Source organism: Corynebacterium afermentans subsp. afermentans, assembly GCF_030408355.1.
Taxonomy (GTDB): Bacteria; Actinomycetota; Actinomycetes; order Mycobacteriales; family Mycobacteriaceae; genus Corynebacterium; species Corynebacterium afermentans.
In genome coordinates this window covers 1,204,147-1,226,770 of sequence record NZ_CP046606.1, presented here as the reverse complement: position 1 = coordinate 1,226,770, position 22,624 = coordinate 1,204,147, and the positions used below count along the sequence as shown (strand labels likewise).

Below are 22,624 nucleotides of genomic sequence, written 5' to 3'. Positions count from 1 at the left end.
TTACCGCCATGTATTCGGGACCGTTCCAGCCAGGCGACAAGGTGCAGCTCACCGACGCGAAGCGCCGCCACTTCACCATCGAACTGAAAGAGGGCGGGCAGTTCCACTCGCACAAAGGCATAGTCAGCCACGACGACATCATCGGCGCCGACGAGGGCACCGTGGTGAAGTCCACGCTCGGCTCCGACTACCTGTGCTTCCGCCACCTGCTGGTGGACCACGTGCTGTCCATGCCCCGCGGCGCCGCGGTGATCTACCCGAAGGACGCCGCCCAGATCCTGGTCGAGGGCGACATCTTCATGGGCGCGCGCGTGCTCGAGGCGGGCGCCGGCTCCGGCGCGCTAACCATGTCGCTGCTGCGCGCTGTGGGCCCGGAAGGCCACGTGTACTCCTACGAGATCCGCGACGACCACCTGGCGTTCGCTAAAGACAACGTCGCCGACTACTTCGGTGGCGAGCCCGAGTGGTGGACCCCGCGCCTCGGCGACTTCGGCGAGGTCACCCCGGAAGACTTGGACGGCCAGGTCGACCGCGTCATCTTGGACATGGTGGAGCCGTGGCACTTCATCGACACGGTGAAAAACGTCCTCATCCCCGGTGGTGTGTTCATGACGTACGTGGCCACCGTGCCGCAGTTGATGAACATCATGGAGGCTATCCGCGAGGCGAAGTGCTTCACCGAGCCGCGCGCGTGGGAGACTCTGCTGCGTGAGTGGAAGGTGGATGGCCTTGCCACGCGCCCGGAGCACCGCATGAACGCGCACACGGCATTCCTCGTGTGGACCCGCAGGCTTGCCGACGGGGTGACGCCGCCACGGCCGCAGCGCAAAGCTCGTCGATAAGCAGCCCGCTCCTATGTAGGCTCGAACGCATGCCTGAAATCCACGACGATGCCTTCGGACCGGAGCTGCGCGAACTTAAGCGCAAGAACCGCGATCTCGGGTCGCGCAACGAGAAGCTCGCTGAGCTGCTGAAAGTCAGCCGCGACAAGCTCAATGACCTGTACGCGAAGGTCGAGGAGCTCAACGAGCCGGCATCGACGTACGGGATTTACCTCGCACCCGCCCCGCGCGACGCGGAGGCGGAGGTGCACACCACCGGCCGGCGCATGCGGCTGAAGGTCTCGCCGCTGGTGGATCCCTCCAAGCTGGTTCCCGGCACGCTGGTGCGGCTGGGCGAGGGCACGATTGTGGTGGAAACCTGCGGGTTCGACCCCACCGGTCAGTTGGCCACCATGGTCGAGCGCGTCGGCGCGGACCGAGCGATTGTGACGGACCAGCAGGGCGCCGAATCGATCGTCATGCTCGCCGGGCCGCTGCGCGAATCCGCCCGCGCCGGCGACACGGTGCTGGTCAACGCCTCCGCCGGCTACGCGTTTGAGCGCATCGCGAAAACGGAGGTCAACCAGCTGTCGTTGGACGAGGTCCCGGATGTCACCTACGCCGATATCGGCGGTTTGGCCTCGCAGATCGAGACCATCCAGGATTCCGTGGAGCTGCCGTTTTCCCACCCGGAGCTTTACCATGCCTACGACCTGCGCCCGCCGAAGGGGCTTTTGCTGTACGGCCCGCCCGGCTGCGGCAAGACGCTCATCGCCAAGGCGGTGGCGAATTCGCTGTCGCAGCGCATCGGCGACGGGGGACAGGCGCACTTTATCAACGTCAAGGGCCCTGAGCTGCTGAACAAATTTGTCGGCGAAACCGAGCGCCGCATCCGCCTGATCTTCGAGCGCGCCCGAGAACTGGCCGCCGGAGGCAACCCGGTGATCGTCTTTTTCGACGAGATGGAGTCCATCTTCCGCACCCGCGGCTCCGGCGTGTCCTCCGACATGGAGACCACGGTGGTGCCGCAGCTGCTCACCGAGATCGACGGCGTGGAGGACATCGCCAACGTCATCGTCATCGGCGCGACCAACCGCGAGGAACTCATCGACCCGGCCATCCTGCGCCCAGGCCGCCTGGACATCAAAATCCGCGTCTCGCGCCCCAACAAAGACGAAGCCAAGGACATCCTCGCCCGCTACATCACCGACGAGGTTCCACTTGCGTCCCCGCGCGAGGTGCTTATCGACGCCACCGCCGACGCCATGTTCGCCCCGCGCCCCTATGTGCGCTTAGAGCTTGTCGACGGCTCCGCCGAAACCCTGCACTACCACCACTTCGTCTCCGGCGCGATGATCGCCAACGTGGTGGACCGCTCCAAGAAGCTGGCCATCAAGGACCACCTCTCCGGCGTATCTACCGCGGGCCTGACCGAGGAGCACCTGCGCCAGGCTGTCCGCGCCGAGCAGGACGAGAGCGAGGACATGCCGAACACCGCCAACCCGGACGAGTGGGCGCGGATCACTGGTCGCCACGGCAAGCGCGTCGTCGCCGCGGAGGTCATCGGGTAGCGGATCGCTTTCCGTCGTCTAGTTCTGGTCGAAGAGATGCTGGTCGATGGCGATAGCCACGGCGGCACCCGATCCAAGCGCTTGAGAGACCTGATCCGGCGAGCTAACTACGTTGCCGACCGCCCACAGTCCAGGCTGTGAGGTCTTTCCTCCTTCCACCTGGACCCAGCCATCTGCAACACTGCAGCCAGCTCCCCGGAGGAGTTCGTCGTTCGGCTTGAACTCCGGACCAGTGAAGCAGGCTTCATAATGAACCGACTCTGAGCCAGTGGTGATCTCGACGGCGTGGTCGTCGTCAGTGGCTGGTGAAACTCGCAATACGTCATCGACGACGAGAGCTACCCCGCATTGTTCAAGGCGTTCGCGCTGTTCTGGGCTCAGGTCCATCCCGTTGGCGTAAAGCGTGACGCTGGAGGCCCACTTGGTCAGCAGCGTTGCGATCCTGGTGGTGAACCCCGGGTTCTTGCCTCCTACGACACCGAGGTTCTTGCCGTTGACTTCGTAGCCGTGGCAGTAGGGGCAGTGAAAGACACGGGTTCCCCACATCTCGCTCAACCCAGGCACTTCGGGAAGCACATCCGTGATTCCGGTTGCAACCAGCACTTGCGAAGCCGTGGATGCCTCGCCTGACGCAAGCTTCACCAACCAATCACCCGTGTCCAGGTGCTCCAGGGCTTCTACGCGTCCATCGATGAGAAGGCCCTCGTACGACACGAACTCGGCGTGGCCGCGGGCAAGCAGTGCGGAGGGATTCGCTGCGTCGAGACCGATCACGCCGTGCATGTGCTCACTATTGCGGTTCCTAGGCGTACCCGCGTCCACGAGGCATACCTTCCTGTTCGCTCGCGCGAGATTGATCGCTGCCGCGGTCCCGGCGAATCCGCCACCGACGACAACGACGTCAAAGTGTTGACTCGCAAAGCTTGTTGCGTCGGATGCGAGTTCCTTGCTCTCGGCGACGTTGCCTTCAAGACGAACGAGACGCTCGCGCAGCGCCCGTGCATTTGCAGGTGAGTTCAGTAGGTAGCTGGTCTCGTCCATACCCGTTTCCTCTTTCGCTTCACGTCTGGGCTCTGCCCAGGGTAGCGAGCGTCTGAGCAACTGTGTCGACAGCGACATCGAAATCGCCGGCGCTGAGGTGTGCAAAGCTCAGCACCAAACCGTCGCCGCTGTTGGTCCACAAGGTGGATTCGTGCCCGGACGCGATGCCGGCCTCAAGCAGACGCGTTTCAAACTCGTCCCGCTCTTCTCGGGTGCCGAAACGAACCGTGAGGTCCGCGCCGTCGCCGGGTGCGAGTCGGGCGCCCTTGAACAGTGGGACTAGTCGCTCGTTCAAGACCTCGCGTCGCTGCGCTAATCCACGGTGGACGGCGCGGGATGCGCGGCGGGCGACGCCGTCGTTAAGCAAGTGCGCGATGGCCCGCTGGGTGACGGAGGAGACCGGCATGCCCAGTACGCTGCGGACCTCGCGCAAAGCCTCGGCGGTCGCTGGCGAGGCGACGACGTAGCCCGCGGCGAGCTCTCGCGACAGCAGCGTTGAAAACGTGCCGAGGGTGAGCACGTCCGCGCGGGTGGCCAGCGAGGACAGCGCAGGCTGCGGGGAGATACGGTAACGCAGTTCAGTGTTGAAGTCGTCCTCGATTACCACGGTGCTGGTGCGCGCGGCCCACTCGAGCAACTCCACACGGCGGGCGGCGGGCATAGCGCCGCCGAAAGGGTAAAGGTGCGACGGGGTGACCAGCAAGGCGTCGAGGGAGTCGGGGAGTTCGTTGACCACCATGCCGTCGGAGTCAGTTACGCATTCCACGACCTCGTGGCCGGCAAGCGGGATCACGCGACGCAGGCCAGGATGCCCGGGGTCTTCCACGCCGACCCGCAGGTTAGGGCCGAGAGCAGTCAGGATGCACATGAGCCCCTCGCGTGAGCCGCCGGTGGCCACGATCTGGTCCGGGGACACGCGCATGCTTCGGGCGAGGCGGAGGTGCTCGGCCACGGCGTGGCGCAGCTCGGGCTCGCCGGACTTGTCCACGGTGTTGCCGGGTTCCGCGGCTGCCTCGCGCCACGCCTTTCGCCACGTTGCAGGGCGGATCGTGCCCGCGCTGCCGGGCGAGGGCTTTAGGGAGATTCGGGCCTTCGGGGTTGTGCGGGCAGGCGTGTCGGCGATGGGCTCGGGCAGAGGCGTGACGACGGTGAGGTCTGGGTGGATCCGCGTCGGTGCGCCCTGGCTGGTCAGAAGGTAGCCCTCGCCCTCGAGCTGGTCGTAGGCGGTCACCACACTGCCGCGGGAGACGCCGAGTTGTTCGGCGAGCGCGCGGGTGGACGGGATGGCGTCGTTAGGCGAAAGTGCGCCTGTGGCAACGGCGTCGCGAATGCCCGCGGCGATCTGCGCGGGGATGGGCGTTGGGTGGTCGAGGGAGACATGCAGCAGCATCAACTGGTCCAAAGAAATTAAATAGAACTGGCACTTGGAATCTACCAGTTGGCGGGGCAGACTAAGCGGTATGTCTGATGTAGAACAGCTGAACCAGAAATTCATCGGCGGCGTGATCATGGACGTGGTCACGCCCGAGCAGGCCAAGATCGCCGAGGATGCAGGCGCGTCCGCCGTCATGGCGCTGGAGCGCGTGCCTGCCGATATCCGCGCCCAGGGTGGTGTGGCCCGCATGTCTGACCCGGATCTCATCGAGGGCATCATCGACACCGTCGACATCCCGGTGATGGCCAAGGCCCGCATCGGCCACGTGGTGGAGGCGAAGATCCTCGAGCACCTCGGCGTGGACTACATCGACGAATCCGAGGTGCTCAGCCCGGCCGACTACGTCAACCACATCGACAAAACGGATTTCTCGGTGCCGTTCGTGTGCGGCGCCACCAACCTGGGCGAGGCGCTGCGCCGCATCAACGAGGGTGCGCAGATGATCCGCTCCAAGGGTGAGGCCGGCACCGGAGACGTTTCGGAAGCCACCAAGCACATCCGCACCATCAAGGGTGAAATTGCGTCACTGCAGGCGATCTGGAACAGCAACCACGACGAGCTCTTCGTCGCGGCGAAGGAGCTGCAGGCGCCGTACCAGCTGGTGGCCTACGTGGCTGTGCACGGCAAGCTCCCGGTGCCGCTGCTGGTTGCCGGCGGCGTTTCCACCCCGGCCGACGCGGCGCTGATGATGCACCTCGGCGCTGACGGCGTGTTCGTCGGCTCCGGCATCTTCAAGTCCGGCAACCCGGAGGCCCGCGCCAAGGCCGTGGTCAAGGCGACCCAGAACTGGAACGACATCGCCGCCGTGACCGAGGCGTCCCGCGGACTGGGCGAGGCGATGGTGGGCATTAACGTCGCCGACCTCCCGGCGCCGCACCGCCTGGCTGAGCGCGGATGGTAGGCCTCGAAACGCGTAAAGCTCGTTACCTGCACCTCGTTATTGCCCTCTGAGAGGCGATAAACGATGTGCGAGTAACGAGCTTTTGCTTAGCGACGCAAGCTCCGCCTAGCGCACGTCCCCAAACTTGCGCACGACCCAACGGCTGATGGCGATAAGCGCCACGCCGAGTGCGATGGTGATCGCGGACAGAGTGAGGAAGAAGGTGCGCTCCGCGGTGGCGTCGTCTGGGTTATACAGCGAGCCAAGCACGCCGGATAGCGCGGTACCCATGGATACGGACATCAGCCACACCGCGAACAGGCGCGACTTGAACGCCACCGGGGCGACCTTGGTGGCCAGCGAGTTACCGACAGGGGAGAGCAGCAACTCGCCCATGGTGAACAGGAACAGGATCAGCACCAGTACAGCAAGCGGGGTGGAGTTTCCGCCCTTGCCCACATACGGCAGGAAGATGAACAGCGACAGGCCGATGATGATGTTGGCCACGCCGAACTTCGTGGCAGAAGCCCACTGGCGCTCGCCCAGTTTCGTCCACATGGCGGCGAATATCGGGGCGAAGATGATGATGAACAGCGGGTTGAAGGACTGCACCTGTGAGGGCTCGAGTTCAGTCCAGAAGAAGTCCAAATTGGCTCGCTGATCCGTGTACAGCGCCACTACAGTGAACTGCGACTGGAAGATGGCGAAAAACGCGACAGAGCCGGCGAGCAGCGGGATGTAGCCGGTCAGGCGCGACTTCTCGTGGGCGGTGACCTTGTCGGAGGCGAACATCTCCCACAGCAGAATGACCGTCGCAGCAAGGGCGATGGCGAAGACAACCCAGCTCAGCAAGTCCAGCGGCAGGATGCCCGTGGTGAGCAGACCGACCACGATCGCGGCAACGGCAAGCGCGCCGAAACCTACGGGTGCCCATTTCGAGCGCGGCAGCGGGTTGGGCACCTCGGAGCCGGCGGCGCCGATGGTGGATTTGCGCATGAGCATGTACTGCACCAGGCCGATAGCCATACCGATGGCGGCCAGGCCGAAGCCCCACTGGAAGCCAGCCTTCCCCCACACTAAGCCCGTAAGCCAAGGGCCGAGCAGGCCGCCGATGTTGACGGACATGTAGAAGATGGAAAAGCCTGCGTCGCGGCGCGGGTCCTCGCGGGTGTACAGGTCGCCGAGCACCACCTGGGTCGCCGTCTTCACGCCGCCGGAACCGATGCCGATGCACACCAGGCCGATGGCGAGTCCCGTGGCGCCCGGAACGAGGGCGAGCACGACGTGGCCGATCATGACCAGGATCGCCGAGTAGAACAGGGTGCGCTCGGCGCCGAGGATGCGGTCGCCCACGAAGGAGGCGAGCAGCGCCATCATGTAGACGAAGCCGCCGTATGCGCCAACCAGGCTCAGCGCGGTGGGCTCGTCGATGCCGAGACCACCCTCGGTTGCCGAGTAGTACATGTAGTAGGCCAGCAGCGCCTGCATGCCGTAGAAACTGAAGCGCTCCCACAGCTCAATGCCGAAGAGGTTGGCCAGCCCCCAGGGCTGGCCAAAGAATTTGCGCTCGGTCTGCGGCACGGCCGCACCGGGCTGTGTTACGGAAGTCATACTCAAATAAAATACGTCGCATCGTATTATTTTCCAAACACGGACACGCCTGTAGGCTCGTTACCTATGACGCGTTACTTGGGAACCGAGACGGAGTACGGCATCACCTGCCCGGACAATCCGCAGATCAGCCCGCTGGTTACCTCCACGCACGCGGTGGTTGCCTACGCGGCGCTGCGCACTCAGGCCCGCACCCGCTGGGACTATGCGGAAGAAGCCCCGCTGAAAGACGCCCGCGGCTTCGACCTGCAGCGCTACCGAAGCGTGCCGGTTGTGGACGCGAACGCGATCGGGGTGGCCAACGTGGTCACCACCAACGGCGCGCGCTACTACGTCGACCACGGGCACCCGGAATACTCCAGCCCGGAATGCTCGAACGCCTTCGACGCCATGGTCTTTGATGCCGCCGGCGACATCGTCCTCAACGACGCCGCCGCCTGCATACGCGAGCTGTGGGAGCAGCAGGTCTCCGTGCTGGCCAAGCACGAGCCGTGCCCGCCGCTGAAGTTCTACAAAAATAACGTCGACGGCAAGGGCCGCTCCTACGGCAGCCACGAAAACTACCTGTATTCGCGCCACACCAACTTTGAAAACCTCACCCAGGCGCTGATCCCGTTCTTCGTCGCCCGCCAGGTCATCATCGGTGCGGGCCGCGTCGGCATCGGTCAAGCGTCGGAGAAGCCGGGCTTCCAAATCTCCCAGCGCGCGGACTACTTCGAGCAGGAAGTTTCGCTGGAGACCACGCTCAACCGCGGCATCGTCAACACGCGCGACGAGCCACACGCACCCGAGGAGGAATTCCGCCGCCTGCACGTCATCGTGGGCGATGCGAACATGAGCCAGTTCTCAAACTTCCTCAAACTCGGCATGACCTCGCTTGTGCTCGACGCGATTGAGTCTGGCGTGGATTTTTCGCACCTGCGCCTGAAAGACCCGGTGGGGGACATCAAGGCAGTCAGCCACGACCCCACGCTGCAATACGAGCTTGAGCTTGTCGACGGCCAGAGGTTGTCAGCGATCTCCATCCTCCGTGAATACAGGGCTGGCTGCGAGGGGCGCAGTGACGTCGATAAGCAAGTGCTCAAGATGTGGGGCGAGGTCCTCGACGATCTCGAGCGCGACCCGCTGTCCACCGCCGACCGGCTGGATTGGACGGCGAAGTGGGCGCTGGTGCGCAGGTTTGAGCAGCGCGGCGCAACCCAGGCGAAGCTGCAGGCGATTGATTTGCAGTACGCGGACATCGATCCAAAGACGTCCCTGTACCACGCGCTGGTGCGCAAGGGAGCGATGCGCACGATGGTTAGCGCTGAGGAGATCGCGCGTGCCGCGGTGCACCCGCCGGAGGACACCCGCGCCTACTTTCGGGGACGCGCCGGCGAGAAGTTCGCCGAGGACCTAACGGCGTCGAACTGGCAGTCCATGCTGTTTACGGTGGACGGGCAGCTCTACCGGGTACCGCTGGACCTGCTGGGCAGCCACACGAAAGCGGACGTGGGGGAGTTAATCGAAAACTCCGCGACAACACGCGAGCTGTTGTCCGGCCTGGGGCTGCCCCCAGAACGCTAAGGTTGCATCTATGGCTACGCAACAGACACACGCTTCCGGCGGCGGGGACAACCACGGCGAGGACGTCGCCGCGGAATCGGCCGGCCAGGCCCAGATCAACACCTCCGGCACCGACGACCTGCTCGACGAAATTGACGCGCTGTTGGACACAAACGCGGAGGAGTTTGTGAAGTCGTTTGTGCAGAAGGGCGGGCAGTAAGCTGACCACCAGCTACCCGCGCCGAGTCATGGGCGTGGAAACGGAGTTCGGCGTGGCCGCCTACGACGGCTCACGTCAGGTGCTCACGCCCGAAGAGGTCGCGCGCTACCTGTTTCGCCCGGTGGTCGCGCAGCACCGCAGCTCCAACGTGTTCACCTCAAACGCTTCGCGCCTGTACCTGGATGTGGGCTCGCACCCTGAGTACGCGACCGCGGAGTGCGATTCGCTGAGCCAACTGCTCGCCTACGACAAGGCGGGGGAGCGGATCTTCCACCAGTTGTCGCAGCAGTGCGATGAGGCGCTGCGTAACGACGGCTTCGCAGGTTCGACCTACCTGTTCAAAAACAACGTGGATTCGCGTGGGAACTCCTACGGTGCGCACGAGAACTACCTGATCAGCCGCGAGCTCGCGCTGAAGTCCTTCGGCCAACAGTTGTTGCCGTTTCTGATCACTCGCCAGCTGATCTGCGGCGCGGGCAAGATCGCGGGGGACAAGTTCGTCATCTCCCAGCGCGCAGACCAGGTGTGGGAGGGCGTTTCGTCCGCCACCACGCGGACCAGGCCGATCATCAACACTCGCGATGAACCTCACGGTGATTCCCACCGGTACCGCCGCATGCACGTGATCGTGGGCGATTCCAACATGTCCGAGCCCACCTTCGCCCTGAAGGTCGGCTCGATGCTGCTGGTTATCGAGATGCTGGAGGCCGGCTTCGACCTGCCGGACATGGAACTGGCGGATCCGATTGCGCACATCCGCGACATCGCCGCCGACCCCACAGGTGCTATCGAACTCACCCTTGCAGCGGGCGGCACCGTCACCGCGCTCGAGGTGCAGCAGCGCACCCTCGAGGCGGCGAAGCGCTGGCTTGAGCAGCGCCCGGATGAGGGCACGCCGAATGAGGAGATGGCGCGGGTGGTGGACCTGTGGGCCCGCGTGCTCGATGCCATTGCCACGCAGGACTTCTCCGGCGTGGACACGGAGATCGATTGGGTGATCAAGCGCAAACTGCTCACCCAGTTCAAGAACCGGCTCGGCTGCGGCTGGGACCACCCAAAGCTCGCCCAGATTGATTTGACGTACCACGACATCAACCCCGAGCGCGGGCTGTTCTACCTGCTGGAGCGTAAGGGGCTCGCGTCGCGGTGGATCGAGGATGCCGCCATCGAGCAGGCGGTGGACAACCCGCCGGCGACAACGCGAGCAGCTGTCCGCGGTGAGTTTCTCACCGCCGTGCGCGAGCGGGGCCTTGCGCATAATGTCGACTGGGTGCACTTGAAGGTCAACCGCCCGGAACCCCGCACCGTGGAGCTGCAGGACCCGTTCGCCAACGCGGACGATGCCGCAGCCGACCTGATTAGCTGGGTGCGGGCGCAAGAAGCAGCAGAAGGGTAGGTCGCGGTGGCCAACGACAAAGACATGGTCGTGCGCCAAGTCGGGCTCACGTTTGCGTTGCTGGCCTCGCCCGCAAAACGCGACGTGGCCTGGGTGCAGACGAATGTGGACGGCTACGGGGGACGCACCCGCGACGCCGCCACCCACCTCATTGAGCGCGACGTGCGCGAGCTGCGCGACCTCGGCGTGCCCGCGCGCTACCAGGACGGCGAAGTCTGGGTGGTCAAGGACCTCTACGAGCTGCCCGCCGTGGACCTGACCGCCGAGGAAGCGTCCGTGGTTGGCCTTGCCGCGGATTTGAGCAAGCCGGGCTCGCTCGGCGAGTTTGCCCGTTCCGGCTGGACCAAGCTCGCAGCCTCGGGCGCGACGCGCTCCATGGACGCGCCGGCGCTGATGAGCGTGTCCAACGACATCTTCCAGCTGCGTCCCGACACCCTGCGCGCGATTGTGAAGTGTGTGCAGGCGAAGCAGCGCATCTCCTTCGACTTCGTCCGCGCCCCAGGCAAGGACCCGGAGCGCCGCGTGGTGGATCCGTGGGGCGTGGTGTCTCTGAACAACCGCGCCTACTTCGTCGGCTACGACATCGAGCGTGAAGACGTGCGCGTGTTCCGCCTGAAAAAGATCTCGGGGCTGAAGAAGGTGCGCCACAGCGACGCGTTCCACGAGCGCGCAGGCGACCTGCAGGCGCTGGTAGAGGAGACGCTGCGCGGCGACCTCATCAGCGCCACCGTCACCGTCACCCGCGGCAGCGGCGAGGAACTCGCCCAGCGCGGCACCCGCGCCTCCAAAGTCGAGACGGGTGGGCAAGACCATGACACCATCACGCTGCGCGACGTGGACCGCGACTGGGCTGTGCGGACCATCGCCAGCCTCGCCGGGAGCGTGGTCGCGGTGGAGCCGGTGCAGGTCCGACAGGACGTCGTTAAGCTGCTGCGCACCGCTGTAGAGGGGAGCGACTAATGGCCGTGGACTTCAAGCGCCAGGAGCGCGTGGTGCGCCTGCTGAACCTGCTGGCGTACTCGTCGAACCACCCGGGGCTGACGCCGATGGAGATCGCCCGCGACCTGGGCGCGGACCCGATGCAGGTGCGCGACGATTTCGAGCTGCTGTTTCTTTCCGGCGTGGGTACCGGCCCCGGCGAGATGATCGACCTGGAGTACTCCTGGAAGGGCGTCGACATCATAGACGACCAGGGGATGACCACCCCGCTGCGTCTTTCCCCGGCGGAGGCGAGCGCCCTGCTCATCCTGCTGGATTCCCTGGAAACCATGCCGGGACTTGTGGACGGCCGCGCGGTGCGCTCCGCCGCGGAGAAGATCCGCGCGGTGACGACGTCGCAGGCGGTCGGCGACGCGGAGCACACCGCTGAAGCCGGCGTCGCTGGCACCGTGGCGGAGGCGCTCGCCGCCAAGCGCAAGCTGCGCATCACCTACTACTCGGCATCCTCGGACACCGTCTCCGAGCGCGAGGTGGACCCCGCGAGCCTGTTCCACCAGTCCGGCGCTACCTACCTTCGCGCCACGGACAGCGGGGAGACGAAGACGTTCCGCCTGGACAGGATCCAGCATGCTGAGCTTCTCGACGTTCCTTCGGAGACCCCCGGCACAGACTTCGACCCGGCGGACCCGTTCGGCATGGCCGAGCAGCCGCAAGCCAAACTGCTGATCCATAAAGAGGCCACGTGGCTTGCGGACTACTGGGACATCAATCTGGAAGATCCGCAAGCGCAGGGCGCATGGCTCCCGGCGACCATGCGCTACGGCAGCGACAGCTGGCTGGTTCGCTTCAGCCTCAGCCAAGCTGACCGGGTTCGCATCGTCGAACCTGCAGGTCTTGCCGCAGAAGCTATGTCGCGCGCGCAACGTGCACTTGACGCGTTAGACTAATCTGCGCGTTACACCGTCTTTGGAAAGGACAACCCATGCCAAGTATTGGATGGACCGAGCTCATCATCGTCATCTTCCTCGTGCTGCTGTTGTTCGGCGCAAAAAAGCTGCCGGACCTGGCGCGTTCCATGGGTCGCTCCGCACGCATCTTCAAGTCTGAGGTCAACGAGATGCGCAACGAAGACGAGGCGGACACCCCGGCACAGCAGCGTCAGATCGACGCTGCGCCGGCACAGGAGACCCGCAGCGCTGCCCAGGAGGCGGATTTCTGGGAGCGTCCGGAGAACAATCCGCGCTAGTTCCGCCTGATGGCACGCACGAAAACTCCCAAGAAGCCGAAGCGAGCGAAGAACCCGGCCGGTGAGATGTCGCTGGTGGAGCACCTCCAGGAGCTCCGGCGGCGAGTGATAATTTCGCTGGCCGCGATCGTCGTCGGCACCATCATCGGCTTCATCTGGTACCAGGCCGCCCCGCCGCGTATGATGCCGCTGGGCGAGATCATCCGCGGACCCTACTGCAACCTGCCGTCGAATGTCCGGGCGGATTTCACTGGCGACGGCGAATGCCGCCTGCTCGCTACCAACCCGTTTGAGATGTTTATGCTGCGCCTTAAAGTGGGCGCTCTCGCTGGGCTGGTCCTTTCATCGCCGGTGTGGCTCTTGCAGATCTGGAACTTCATCACCCCGGGCCTGCACAAAAACGAGCGCCGCTACACGTTCAGCTTCATCACCATTGCGGTGCTGCTGTTCGTCTCCGGTGCGTTGCTCGCGTACTTCGTGCTGGATAAGGGCCTGTACGTGCTGATTACCATGGGCAGCGAGGTCCAGGTCGCCGCACTGACAGGTGGGGAGTACTACAACTTCCTCCTCGCGCTCGTCGTCATCTTCGGCGTCAGCTTCGAGGTGCCGCTGATCATCATCATGCTCAACATGTTGGGCATCCTGCGCTACGAGCACGTCAAGGACAAGCGCCGCCTGATCATCGTGGGCATCTTCGCCTTCGCCGCGGTGATGACGCCGGGCCAGGATCCGTTTTCCATGGTGGCGCTGGCGATCTCCATCTGTCTGCTGGTGGAGATGGCCTTCCAGTTCTGCCGCTGGAACGACCGCAAGCAAAAGCGCGAGCGCCCCGACTGGATGGATCTGGACGACGAGGAAGCCTCCGGCCCGATTGAGGCGCCGACATCCGTCGGCCCCGCAAGCAGCATCGGGGCGGAGGCGGTTGAGCGCCCGGCACAGGTGCAGCGCGCACCGGAGCGCCAGCGCAACTCCTCGCCGCGGGGCTACGCGGGCGGAGCAGATTTTAGGGACGTACTGTAGGGGGCATGCTTTCCCCCGATCCTGGTACATCGTTTTTGCGGGAATTCGCCGACGCGAAGCCGTTTGCACTCGACGACTTTCAGCTTCAGGCCTGCCAGGCGGTGGAGCAGGACCGCGGCGTGCTGCTGTGCGCGCCCACCGGTTCGGGCAAAACCGTCGTTGGCGAGTTTGCCGTCGCACTCGCCCTGCACCGCGGCACGAAGTGCTTCTACACCACGCCGATTAAGGCGCTGAGCAATCAGAAGTACCACGACCTCGTCGCAGAGCACGGCGAGGACGCGGTGGGCCTGCTGACTGGCGATACCAGCATCAACGGCTCCGCCGAGATCGTGGTGATGACCACCGAGGTGCTGCGCAACATGCTGTACGCGGAGTCTCCGCAGCTGGATCGGCTCACGCACGTGGTGATGGACGAGATCCACTACCTTGCGGACCGGGACCGGGGTGCTGTGTGGGAGGAAATCATCCTCAACCTCGACGATTCCGTGAGCCTGATCGGCCTGTCCGCCACCGTGTCCAACTCCGAGGAATTCGGCGAGTGGCTCGACGCGGTGCGCGGTGACACTGAGGTCATCGTTTCCGAGCACCGTCCGGTGCCGCTGAGCCAGTACATGATGGTCGGCCGCAAGATGTTCCCGCTGTTCGAGCCTGGCACCGGCGGGCGGGTCAACCGCCGCCTCGAGCACGCCATCGAGCGCATAGAGGCGGGCTCCTCCGACGAGGGCCGCCGCGACTTCGAGGAGGGGAGGGGCTTTCGCTCGCGCTCGCGCAGCGGACGCTCGCGCGGCCAGGACAAAGTGCGCCCCGTCGGCCGGCCCGAGGTCGTCTCCGCGCTGCAAGGCCAGGACATGCTGCCGGCGATCGTGTTCATCTTCTCCCGCGCGGGCTGCGACGGAGCATTGTTTCAGTGTTTGCGCTCCCGCAAGGAGCTGACCACGCCTGAGGAGCGCGCGGAGATCGAGCAGATCATCGACGACGGCGTGGAAGGCATCCCCGAAGAGGACTTGGAGGTGCTGAACTTCCGCCAGGTGCGCACCGCCTGGATGCGTGGGTTCGCCGCGCACCACGCTGGCCTGTTGCCCGCGTTCAAGCACATCGTGGAGCAACTGTTCGTTCGCGGCTTAGTCAGGGTCGTTTTCGCCACCGAGACCCTGGCGCTGGGCATCAATATGCCGGCGCGCACCGTTGTGTTGGAGAAGATGGTCAAGTTCAACGGCGAAGCGCACGTGGACCTCACCCCGGGCCAGTACACCCAGCTCACGGGGCGCGCTGGCCGGCGCGGCATCGACCACATCGGCAACGCCGTGGTGCAGTGGGCGCCCGCGATGGACCCGCACCAGGTGGCGGGGTTGGCGTCCACACGCACGTATCCGCTGATTTCCCAGTTCCAGCCCGGCTACAACATGGCCATCAACATGTTGGCCATGAATGGCTTCGACGATTCCATCCGCCTGATCGAGCAGTCCTTCGCCCAGTTCCAAACGGACCGCTCCGTCGTCGGCGAGGTGCGCGACATCGAGCGTCTCCAGCAGAAAGTGCGCTCGCTGCGCTCCAAGCTCGAGCGTGACATCTCCGCCTTCGCTCCGCCGAGCGACGACGCGGCCGCCGAGCTGGTCGAGTACTCCCAGCTGCGTCGAGATCTGTCGGAGGAGGAAAAGCAAGCCCGCCGCGACCACCTGGACAGCCGCCACACCGAAACCATCAAGATCCTCGGCTCGCTGCAGGTGGGTCAGGTCATCGCGCTGCCCAGCAAGCGCAAGCCGGAGCTTGCCGCCGTGGTGCAACCCGCGGGCAAGCCGCACGACCCGCGCCCGTGGGTGACCACGGAGCGCGGCTGGTCCGGGCGCATCGACGCCGCTGCGTTCAAGAACCCGCCACTTGTTGTGGGCCGCATCAAGGTGCCGCGACACATGCAGGACCAGCCGCGCCGCCACGCCCGCAAGGTCGCGTCACTTCTGCACCGGGGCCACTTCAACGCACCGAAACGCCTGCGTGAGCAGTCCCGGGTGCGGCCGAACAAGAAGGTCAACGCGCTGCGTGAGGCCATCCGCAACCACCCGGTGCACGACTGGCCGGCGGCGGATAGGGAGATTCTGGCGCGCACCGCCGAGGAAATCGTGCGCGAGGAGCGCACGCTTGCAAAGCTGGAGCGGCGCGTGGATACCTCCACCGATTCGCTGGGCCGCACGTTCGAGCGCATCATCGGGTTGCTCACGGAGATGGATTACGTTGAGCTTCTCGACGGTGAACCGCAGGTCACCGACGAAGGCGAGCGCCTCTCCCGCATCCACAACGTCTCAGATCTTTTGGTCGCGCAGTGCCTCAAGCGCGGCATTTGGGACAACCTGGACCCGGCCGAACTCGCCGGTGTGGCCTCCATGGTGGTTTTTGAAAACCGGCGTGCCACCGGCGGCAGCCCCGAAGCCGCGACCGACGCCATGGCTGACGCGATGAACGAGACGATGCGCATCTACGGCGAGCTGGTTGCCGACGAGCAGCGCCACAGCCTGCCCGCGACCCGTCTGCCGGACCCCGGGTTCTGTCTGTCCATCCATCAGTGGACCGCCGGTGCGCCGCTGGGCTACGCACTGGCCGCGGCGGCGGAATCGGGCGCCGAACTTACTCCCGGGGACTTCGTGCGCTGGTGCCGCCAGGCGATCGACCTGTTGGAACAGATCAAAAAGACCGGCTATTCGGACCAGATCCGGGACAACGCCAACCGGGCTGTTGACGCGATCCGTCGCGGCGTGGTGGCGATCGGCAACTAGAGCCCCCGCAGCGACCGCGCCAGCCCCCGCGGCCACAGCGACACGGTGGCGATGCGCAGGTTCGTGCCGCCCGGATCCAGGATGAGGGATTGCACGCCAACGACCTTTCCCCCGACCAGCACAGGACCGCCGGAGTCGCCCTTCACTGCAGGTGGGTTGGCGTAGACCACTCCGGCCGGACGCACCCTTGTCACACGCTTCCTGGACCAGGACACCGGAAGCGTGCCCAGGTAGACACCCGGCCGCGCCTGGACGCTGCGAGCCTGACCGCCGTATCCGAGAGTGAGCGTACGGGCGAACAAGCGCGGCGACGGCCCGAGCTCGAACGGAGTAGCCTCAACTCGATCCGGCAGCCGGACGAGTGCGACATCCGTGCCGGCCAGAATATTGAGACTGTCGACGGGGAACACGGAGCCGTCGATACGCACCCGCGCCCCTGTATGCAGGCGTTCACGGAAGAAATGCGCGCATGTGAGCACGATGTCGGGGGCGATGAGCGCACCCGAGCAGTAGCCGCCACCCGGAGCGCTGAGGCGGGCGACGGAGCGGTTCAGGGCAGGCAACACGGTCACGATGCTAGCGCTCTACCATGGCGCACATGACTGCATTCGACTCTGATACGTACACCGCACGCCGCCAGGAAGCCGTCGAGTTGGTCAAACAGCGCGGTCTGGGTGGGCTGGTCATCGGCACCGGCGCCGAGTTCGCCTACCTCACCGGTTCCTGGACTTCCTCGCACGAGCGGCTCACCGCGCTGGTGATCGCGCCTGGCGGCACCACCGTGGTGGCACCGGTGACCGACATTCAGTCGCTGGGACTGGAGGGCGCCACAGACGTCGAAGTGATTGGCTGGCGCGACGGGGAAAACCCGTACAAGCTGGTAGCGGACACGCTTGAAGACGGCACCGTGGGCCTCGGGTCGTCGCTGACCGCGGACCACGTCTTCGCCCTCCAGGCGCTGCTGCCTGCAACCGAGCTTGCCTCCGACGCGGTGGCGGAGCTGTTCATGGTCAAAGACGACGAGGAGGCCGTCGAGCTGGCAAAGGCCGGCGCAGCCATCGACCGCGTGCACGAGCGCGCCGCTGATCTGCTCCAGCCCGGTCGCACGGAGCGCGAGATCGCGGACGAGCTGCACGCGCTGATCCTGGAGGAGCACGAATCCGTCTCCTTCGTCATCGTCGGCTCCGGGCCTAATGGTTCCGACCCGCACCACGACTTTTCCGACCGTGTCCTCGAAGAGGGGGACCCCGTGGTGGTGGACCTGGGTGGCGCGCTGCCGTCCGGCTACCAGTCCGATTGCACCCGCACCCACGTGGTAGGCGAGACTGCCAAGGCACCGAAGGACTTCCTGGAGGCCTACGCAGTGCTTGAGCGCGCGTTCGACGCCGCGTGCGCTGCCGCCAAGCCCGGCATCACTGCCGGCGAGCTCGACGCCGCCGCGCGCGAGGTCATCGCAGACGCCGGTTACGGCGAATACTTCACGCACCGCCTGGGCCACGGCATCGGCCTTTCCGGCCACGAGCAGCCGTTCATTATCGCCGGCTCCGACGTGGTGCTGCGCGAGGGCATGGCATTTTCCATCGAGCCGGGCATCTACGTGCCAGGCAAGTGGGGCATGCGCATCGAGGACATCGTGCGCATGACCGCGAACGGCATTGAAACGCTCAACCACACCCGCCGCACGCTAGGAGTAAACGATGCCTAGCGCTGCTGGTCAGGGCGCAGTGCTCCTGCTCGGGGCGCGCAGCGACATCGGCGGCGAGATCGCGGCACGCGTCTGCCAGGGCCGTGAGGTCGTGTTGGCGGCCAGGGGGAGTGGGGGCCTGGCGGACGTCGAGAAGCGATTGTTCGCCGCGGGTGCCACAGCGGTGCGAACGTTCGATTTCGACGCCACCGACTTAGACGCGCACCGCCGCATCGTGCGCGAGGCGGGCGATGTCACCACCGCGATCGTGGCATTCGGCATCCTCGGCGACCAGGAGCTCGCAGAGCGCGACGAGCGCGAGGCCGCGCGCATCGCCACTGTGGACTACCTTGCGCAGGTGAGCATGCTTACGGTGCTTGCTGACGAGATGGCACGCGGGGAGATCTTTGCCTTCTCCTCCATCGCCGGGTGGCGGGCACGCCGCGCCAACTACGTCTACGGCTCCACCAAGGCGGGCCTGGACGCGTTTTGCCAAGGCCTGATGGACCGGCTGCACGGCACAGACCTCAGCCTCATCCTGGCGCGACCGGGCTTCGTCATCGGATCCATGACTGAAGGGATGAAGCCTGCGGTGATGTCGGTGACCCCGGATGTTGTCGCAGACGCGGTGGTGGACGCCGCGGCGCGGGGCAAGAGTGCCACGGTGTGGATCCCGCGACGCCTGGCCGTCCTCGCAGCCGTCATGCGCGTGGTGCCGCGGCCGGTGTGGAGGCACATGCCGAGGTAGCCGCCGAGCCAGGTACCCTCGTGGCCATGCCGATTCCTCTTCTCGCATACTTTGTCGTCGAAGCGCTCGCGTTTTTCCTGGTTGCCAAAGCCATCGGTGTTGGCTGGGCGCTTTTGGCGATTTTCGTGCTCATGATTGCCGGCGGCGCCGCAGCCAGCATGGCACTGCGCAACTCGCTGCTGCAGGCCGCACACGGCCGCTCCAGCGTGGGCAAGCTCGCGGGTGATTCCGCGCTGCTCATCGGGGGCTGGACGCTCTCCGTCATCCCCGGCTTCGTCACTTCGCTGATCGGCCTGCCGCTGGTGTTTGGCCCGACGCGCGCGCTGATCCGCAAGACCATGACCAAGCGGGCGCGCGCCGCCGTGGAAAACCTCGGTGTGCGTGTCTACGACGCCACGCCGATGGGGCAGTTCCAAACCAGCTACGGATCCTTCAAGCAGCAAGGCGACACGCAGCCGCAGGAGTCGGTCATCGACGCCGACGAGCTAGAGCAGTGGTACCGCATGGACAGCCCTGAGCGCCCGCAGGACCCGGACGGTGGCGGCGGCAGCGCCGGCGGGGCGCGCTAAATGCCGGCGTTTCTCCGTTTCGGACTCGCCGCCGTTTCCGGCTGGCTGGTCTATCTCTCGTACGAACCTATCGGCCGCTGGTGGGCTGCCGTGCTCGGCATCGCGCTGCTGTGGCTCACACTCATGCCGTGGCCCAGGCGCGCCACCGCTGCTCTGGGCATGGCGGGGGAGGCGCAGGCGCGTCCTTCCGCCCGCTTCGGTGCGCTGATCGGGTTCACGCACGGCTTGTTTTGCTACCTGTTCCTGCTGCCGTGGGTCGGCGAGTTTGTCGGCGTCATGCCATACATCGCACTGGCCATCACGATGGCGCTCTACGCGCTGGCCACCGGCGCGTTCGGCGTGTTGGTGGCCCGCTGGCGCTACGGTGCGTTCACGTTCCCGCTGGTCTACCTGGCGGTCGAGTTCGTGCGTTCCTCGTGGCCCTTCGGTGGCTTTGCGTGGGTGCGCCTGGCGTGGGGGCAGATCAACGGCCCGCTCGCGGCACTATCGGCGTGGGGTGGGCCCGCGCTGGTCACCGTCGCCACCGTGCTCGTGGCGGTCGGGTGCGTCTCGCTTCTCGACGCCGCTTCGCGCCGCGCAGCCGTTGCTGCCATCATCCTGCCGCTGGCTGCCGGCTTGATCGCCAATATCGGCGTGGGAAAGGACAGCTCCACCGTCGACCAGGCACGGGTGGGGGCCGTGCAAGGCAACGTGCCGCGTTTGGGTCTGGATTTCAATGAGCAGCGCCGGGCGGTACTAAGCAACCACGTCAACGAGACCCTGCGGCTCGCGGATGACGCCAAGGACTCCGGCGACAAGTTGGACATGGTGTTCTGGCCGGAAAATGCCTCCGACGTCAACCCGTTCGTCGACACGCAGGCCGAGGCCCTGGTGGGTGCGGCAGTGCGCGGCGTGGATGCGCCGTTGCTGGTGGGCACGCTCACCCGCGACGATGTCGGCGCCCGCAACACCATGGTGGTCTTCGACCCGGAGACAGGGCCAGGCGAGCGCCACGACAAGCGCTTCCTGCAGCCGTTCGGCGAATACATGCCCATGCGCGATTTCTTCCGCAACTTCTCGGATCTGGTGGACTTGGCGGGCGACTTCAAGCCTGGCGACGACAACGGTGTAGTCCACATGGGCGGCATTCCAGTTGGCGTTGCCACCTGTTACGAGGTGGCGGAAGACGAGGCGTACCGCATGGCGGTGCGCGGCGGCGCGCAGATCCTGTCCACGCCGACGAACAACGCCACCTTCGGGTTCACGGACATGACGTATCAGCAGCTGGCGATGAGCCGGATGCGCGCGATCGAAACCGACAGGGCAGTGGTGGTCGTTGCCACCTCGGGTGTCTCGGCGATCGTGCACCCGGATGGACGAGTGTCCCAGCAGACGGAGATCTTCGAACCCGCGCATCTGATCGAGACGCTTCCGCTGCGTACCGGTACTACTCCCGCGGTGCGGTTCGGGCAGGTTTTGGAGTGGCTGATGGTCGCCACCGGTGTGGCGCTGATGATTGCCGCAGCCGTGTCCGCGCGCCAACGTGGGCGCGGGTATGCTCCTACCGGAGAACAACAGCGTAAAACCGAGGAGAACTAGCGCCGTGGCCAACCAGACCCTGGTGATCATTCCGACCTACAACGAGGTGGAGAACCTCCCGCTTATCGTCGAGCGCGTACTGGCTACGAAGGATGCCGTGGACATCCTCGTCGTTGACGACACCTCGCCGGACGGCACCGGTGCGAAGGCCGACGAGCTCGCCGCGGCCCATGACGAGGTCAACGTGCTGCACCGCACCGGCAAGGACGGCCTGCTGGCCGCCTACCGCGCCGGTTTCAACTGGGGCCTGGAGCGCGACTACCAGGTGCTGGTGCAGATGGACGCCGACGGCTCGCACGCACCGGAGGAGCTGCACAGGCTGCTCGACGCGTTGGATAACGGCGCGGACCTGGCCATCGGCTCCCGCTACATCGAGGGCGGGGAAGTGGTGAACTGGCCGAAGAACCGTTTCCTGCTGTCCAAGCTGGGCAACCAGTACGTCTCTCTCGCCCTCGGCACGGACGTGGCCGATATGACCGCCGGTTACCGCGCCTTCAAGCGCGAGGTGCTGGAGGAGTTAGACTTGGATTCCCTGTCTACCAAGGGATACATCTTCCAGGTAGAGATCGCCCACAAGGTGGACAAGCTCGGCTTCGACATACGCGAGGTGCCGATCACGTTTGAGGACCGTAAGCTCGGCGAGTCCAAATTGGACGCCAGCTTCGCCACCGCATCGCTGGCCGAGGTCACCAAGTGGGGTGTTTCGGAGAAGGCAACCTTTGTCAAGGATCTGACCTCCGAGACTGTGCGCCAGCTCGTCTACGCCGTGGAGCACTCGAAGCTTTCCGACGTCCGCCGCACGGCCGCCGACGCTCCCGAGCAGATTGTCAACGCGCTCGGCGAGTTCGGAGCCGTGGCTAAGCACGAGATTGACAACGCCAACCTGGGCAAGCTCCAGTCAAACGCCGCCCGCCGCGTCAACACCGCGATCCACTTGGGCGAGGAAACCGTCCGCCAGGCGCTTTACGCGCTCGGCTTCGACGGCAAGCGGAAGCATTAACGACAGCACATAGGCAAGTGCCCGCCGCCGCGAATTCGTTTCGCGGGGGCGGGCACGTGCGTTACGCCGTCCTGACGCGGCGTTAGCTCTCGTTGGCCTGCTGCTGTTCCTTCGCAATGCGGGCGGCGGTGCGGCGGCGCTTACGCAGCTGCTCAAGGCGCTCCTCAAGCAGGACGTCGAGCTCTTCGATGCTGCGACGCTCTCGCAGCATGTCCCAGTGGGTGCGCGGTGGTTTGGCGGGCTTGGATTCCACGCCTTCGCCCTCCATGAGGGTGCCTACCTGGCCGTTCTTGCACATCCATTCCTCGGGAATTTCGGCGTCGTCCGCAAACGGCACCTCGAACACTTCACCGTTGGGGGTGCGGTACTTTGCCATCCGGCGTGGCGCGAGATCGTGGTCGCGGTCCGTTTCGTAGCTGACTGCGCCCATGCGGCTTCCGCGAAGAACTCGATCAGCCATGGCATTCACCATCCTTTTCAACCCGTTTGTCTTTCAGTCGCTCCAGTATAACGGTGCAGTTCTGGGAATTGTTCCCGGCCACTTTCGCGTAA

21 protein-coding genes are annotated in these 22,624 nt (G+C 65.3%); 16 read left to right on the top strand and 5 right to left on the bottom strand.

What is annotated here, in order from left to right:
- Positions 1–8 precede the first annotated feature (8 nt).
- Positions 9–842 carry a tRNA (adenine-N1)-methyltransferase gene (locus tag CAFEA_RS05835; protein ID WP_063936707.1) on the top strand — a complete coding sequence of 278 codons (834 nt, stop codon included), beginning with the start codon at positions 9–11 and terminating at the stop codon, positions 840–842.
- Positions 843–871: 29 nt separating this feature from the next.
- Positions 872–2,392 carry a proteasome ATPase gene (arc, locus tag CAFEA_RS05830; RefSeq protein WP_082855590.1) on the top strand — a complete coding sequence of 507 codons (1,521 nt, stop codon included), beginning with the start codon at positions 872–874 and terminating at the stop codon, positions 2,390–2,392.
- 18 nt (positions 2,393–2,410) lie between these two features.
- Here arc and CAFEA_RS05825 read toward each other — a convergent pair whose 3' ends face one another.
- Complete coding sequence (locus CAFEA_RS05825; protein WP_081634426.1) at positions 2,411–3,433, bottom strand: NAD(P)/FAD-dependent oxidoreductase; 1,023 nt, start codon at positions 3,431–3,433, stop codon at positions 2,411–2,413.
- Positions 3,434–3,452: 19 nt separating this feature from the next.
- Complete coding sequence (gene pdxR / locus CAFEA_RS05820) at positions 3,453–4,823, bottom strand: MocR-like pyridoxine biosynthesis transcription factor PdxR (protein WP_063936706.1); 1,371 nt, start codon at positions 4,821–4,823, stop codon at positions 3,453–3,455.
- A 70-nt stretch (positions 4,824–4,893) separates the two neighbouring features.
- Here pdxR and pdxS point away from each other — a divergent pair, with 70 nt between their 5' ends.
- Positions 4,894–5,769 (top strand): pyridoxal 5'-phosphate synthase lyase subunit PdxS, encoded by an 876-nt coding sequence (gene pdxS / locus CAFEA_RS05815; RefSeq protein ID WP_063936705.1) that lies wholly within the window; start codon positions 4,894–4,896, stop codon positions 5,767–5,769.
- A gap of 105 nt (positions 5,770–5,874) precedes the next feature.
- On the opposite strand, the gene CAFEA_RS05810 is transcribed toward pdxS, so the two are convergent.
- The gene (locus CAFEA_RS05810) at positions 5,875–7,359 is read right to left on the bottom strand and encodes a peptide MFS transporter (RefSeq protein ID WP_063936704.1); all 1,485 of its coding nucleotides are present in this window, start codon (positions 7,357–7,359) and stop codon (positions 5,875–5,877) included.
- Positions 7,360–7,425: 66 nt separating this feature from the next.
- Between CAFEA_RS05810 and dop the strand changes: the two genes are divergently transcribed.
- Genes dop through CAFEA_RS05770 form a run of 8 tightly spaced genes read left to right on the top strand, consistent with a single transcriptional unit; the run spans position 7,426 to position 16,493 of the window.
- On the top strand, positions 7,426–8,925 hold the full coding sequence (gene dop, locus CAFEA_RS05805; protein WP_063936703.1) for a depupylase/deamidase Dop: 1,500 nt from the start codon (positions 7,426–7,428) through the stop codon (positions 8,923–8,925).
- Between the two features lie 10 nt (positions 8,926–8,935).
- Positions 8,936–9,124, top strand: a complete 189-nt coding sequence (locus CAFEA_RS05800) for a ubiquitin-like protein Pup (RefSeq protein WP_034999014.1) — start codon at positions 8,936–8,938, stop codon at positions 9,122–9,124.
- Positions 9,125–9,152: 28 nt separating this feature from the next.
- A complete protein-coding gene (gene pafA, locus CAFEA_RS05795) occupies positions 9,153–10,520 on the top strand; it encodes a Pup--protein ligase (protein ID WP_143313144.1) in 1,368 nt (455 codons plus the stop codon).
- Between the two features lie 6 nt (positions 10,521–10,526).
- Positions 10,527–11,480 carry a helix-turn-helix transcriptional regulator gene (locus CAFEA_RS05790; protein WP_253704873.1) on the top strand — a complete coding sequence of 318 codons (954 nt, stop codon included), beginning with the start codon at positions 10,527–10,529 and terminating at the stop codon, positions 11,478–11,480.
- Complete coding sequence (locus CAFEA_RS05785) at positions 11,480–12,406, top strand: helix-turn-helix transcriptional regulator (protein WP_063936702.1); 927 nt, start codon at positions 11,480–11,482, stop codon at positions 12,404–12,406. The genes CAFEA_RS05790 and CAFEA_RS05785 overlap by 1 nt, the downstream gene beginning before the upstream one ends.
- A gap of 35 nt (positions 12,407–12,441) precedes the next feature.
- On the top strand, positions 12,442–12,705 hold the full coding sequence (tatA, locus tag CAFEA_RS05780; RefSeq protein ID WP_063936701.1) for a Sec-independent protein translocase subunit TatA: 264 nt from the start codon (positions 12,442–12,444) through the stop codon (positions 12,703–12,705).
- Between the two features lie 9 nt (positions 12,706–12,714).
- Positions 12,715–13,725 (top strand): twin-arginine translocase subunit TatC, encoded by a 1,011-nt coding sequence (tatC, locus tag CAFEA_RS05775; protein ID WP_253704872.1) that lies wholly within the window; start codon positions 12,715–12,717, stop codon positions 13,723–13,725.
- Between the two features lie 5 nt (positions 13,726–13,730).
- Positions 13,731–16,493 carry a DEAD/DEAH box helicase gene (locus tag CAFEA_RS05770; RefSeq protein ID WP_063936700.1) on the top strand — a complete coding sequence of 921 codons (2,763 nt, stop codon included), beginning with the start codon at positions 13,731–13,733 and terminating at the stop codon, positions 16,491–16,493.
- Here the strand turns inward: CAFEA_RS05770 and CAFEA_RS05765 are convergent.
- A complete protein-coding gene (locus CAFEA_RS05765) occupies positions 16,490–17,059 on the bottom strand; it encodes a trypsin-like serine peptidase (protein ID WP_063936898.1) in 570 nt (189 codons plus the stop codon). The two genes, CAFEA_RS05770 and CAFEA_RS05765, sit on opposite strands and share 4 nt — an antisense overlap.
- A 23-nt stretch (positions 17,060–17,082) precedes the next feature.
- Here CAFEA_RS05765 and CAFEA_RS05760 point away from each other — a divergent pair, with 23 nt between their 5' ends.
- Genes CAFEA_RS05760 through CAFEA_RS05740 form a run of 5 tightly spaced genes read left to right on the top strand, consistent with a single transcriptional unit; the run spans position 17,083 to position 22,072 of the window.
- Positions 17,083–18,198 (top strand): M24 family metallopeptidase, encoded by a 1,116-nt coding sequence (locus tag CAFEA_RS05760; RefSeq protein ID WP_063936699.1) that lies wholly within the window; start codon positions 17,083–17,085, stop codon positions 18,196–18,198.
- Entirely contained in the window at positions 18,191–18,925 is a 735-nt protein-coding gene (locus tag CAFEA_RS05755; RefSeq protein WP_063936698.1) for an SDR family oxidoreductase, read from the top strand. The genes CAFEA_RS05760 and CAFEA_RS05755 overlap by 8 nt, the downstream gene beginning before the upstream one ends.
- Positions 18,926–18,951: 26 nt before the next feature.
- Entirely contained in the window at positions 18,952–19,494 is a 543-nt protein-coding gene (locus CAFEA_RS05750) for an FxsA family protein (protein WP_063936697.1), read from the top strand.
- Positions 19,495–21,072, top strand: coding sequence for an apolipoprotein N-acyltransferase (gene lnt / locus CAFEA_RS05745; protein WP_063936696.1), 1,578 nt, complete (start codon positions 19,495–19,497; stop codon positions 21,070–21,072). It begins immediately after the preceding gene.
- Positions 21,029–22,072, top strand: coding sequence for a polyprenol monophosphomannose synthase (locus tag CAFEA_RS05740; RefSeq protein ID WP_082855589.1), 1,044 nt, complete (start codon positions 21,029–21,031; stop codon positions 22,070–22,072). The genes lnt and CAFEA_RS05740 overlap by 44 nt, the downstream gene beginning before the upstream one ends.
- Positions 22,073–22,154: 82 nt before the next feature.
- On the opposite strand, the gene CAFEA_RS05735 is transcribed toward CAFEA_RS05740, so the two are convergent.
- Positions 22,155–22,532 (bottom strand): RNA polymerase-binding protein RbpA, encoded by a 378-nt coding sequence (locus CAFEA_RS05735; RefSeq protein WP_034999032.1) that lies wholly within the window; start codon positions 22,530–22,532, stop codon positions 22,155–22,157.
- Positions 22,533–22,624: the final 92 nt, after the last annotated feature.

Excerpts from the sequence above, each read along its gene's own strand:
- CAFEA_RS05835 (WP_063936707.1), top strand. The coding sequence starts at position 9 with ATGTATTCGGGACCGTTCCAGCCAGGCGACAAGGTGCAGCTCACCGAC.
- arc (WP_082855590.1), top strand. The coding sequence starts at position 872 with ATGCCTGAAATCCACGACGATGCCTTCGGACCGGAGCTGCGCGAACTT.
- CAFEA_RS05825 (WP_081634426.1), bottom strand. The coding sequence starts at position 3,433 with ATGGACGAGACCAGCTACCTACTGAACTCACCTGCAAATGCACGGGCG.
- pdxR (WP_063936706.1), bottom strand. The coding sequence starts at position 4,823 with ATGCTGCTGCATGTCTCCCTCGACCACCCAACGCCCATCCCCGCGCAG.
- pdxS (WP_063936705.1), top strand. The coding sequence starts at position 4,894 with ATGTCTGATGTAGAACAGCTGAACCAGAAATTCATCGGCGGCGTGATC.
- CAFEA_RS05810 (WP_063936704.1), bottom strand. The coding sequence starts at position 7,359 with ATGACTTCCGTAACACAGCCCGGTGCGGCCGTGCCGCAGACCGAGCGC.
- dop (WP_063936703.1), top strand. The coding sequence starts at position 7,426 with ATGACGCGTTACTTGGGAACCGAGACGGAGTACGGCATCACCTGCCCG.
- CAFEA_RS05800 (WP_034999014.1), top strand. The coding sequence starts at position 8,936 with ATGGCTACGCAACAGACACACGCTTCCGGCGGCGGGGACAACCACGGC.
- pafA (WP_143313144.1), top strand. The coding sequence starts at position 9,153 with ATGGGCGTGGAAACGGAGTTCGGCGTGGCCGCCTACGACGGCTCACGT.
- CAFEA_RS05785 (WP_063936702.1), top strand. The coding sequence starts at position 11,480 with ATGGCCGTGGACTTCAAGCGCCAGGAGCGCGTGGTGCGCCTGCTGAAC.
- tatA (WP_063936701.1), top strand. The coding sequence starts at position 12,442 with ATGCCAAGTATTGGATGGACCGAGCTCATCATCGTCATCTTCCTCGTG.
- tatC (WP_253704872.1), top strand. The coding sequence starts at position 12,715 with ATGGCACGCACGAAAACTCCCAAGAAGCCGAAGCGAGCGAAGAACCCG.
- CAFEA_RS05770 (WP_063936700.1), top strand. The coding sequence starts at position 13,731 with ATGCTTTCCCCCGATCCTGGTACATCGTTTTTGCGGGAATTCGCCGAC.
- CAFEA_RS05760 (WP_063936699.1), top strand. The coding sequence starts at position 17,083 with ATGGCGCACATGACTGCATTCGACTCTGATACGTACACCGCACGCCGC.
- CAFEA_RS05755 (WP_063936698.1), top strand. The coding sequence starts at position 18,191 with ATGCCTAGCGCTGCTGGTCAGGGCGCAGTGCTCCTGCTCGGGGCGCGC.
- CAFEA_RS05750 (WP_063936697.1), top strand. The coding sequence starts at position 18,952 with ATGCCGATTCCTCTTCTCGCATACTTTGTCGTCGAAGCGCTCGCGTTT.
- lnt (WP_063936696.1), top strand. The coding sequence starts at position 19,495 with ATGCCGGCGTTTCTCCGTTTCGGACTCGCCGCCGTTTCCGGCTGGCTG.
- CAFEA_RS05740 (WP_082855589.1), top strand. The coding sequence starts at position 21,029 with ATGCTCCTACCGGAGAACAACAGCGTAAAACCGAGGAGAACTAGCGCC.
- CAFEA_RS05735 (WP_034999032.1), bottom strand. The coding sequence starts at position 22,532 with ATGGCTGATCGAGTTCTTCGCGGAAGCCGCATGGGCGCAGTCAGCTAC.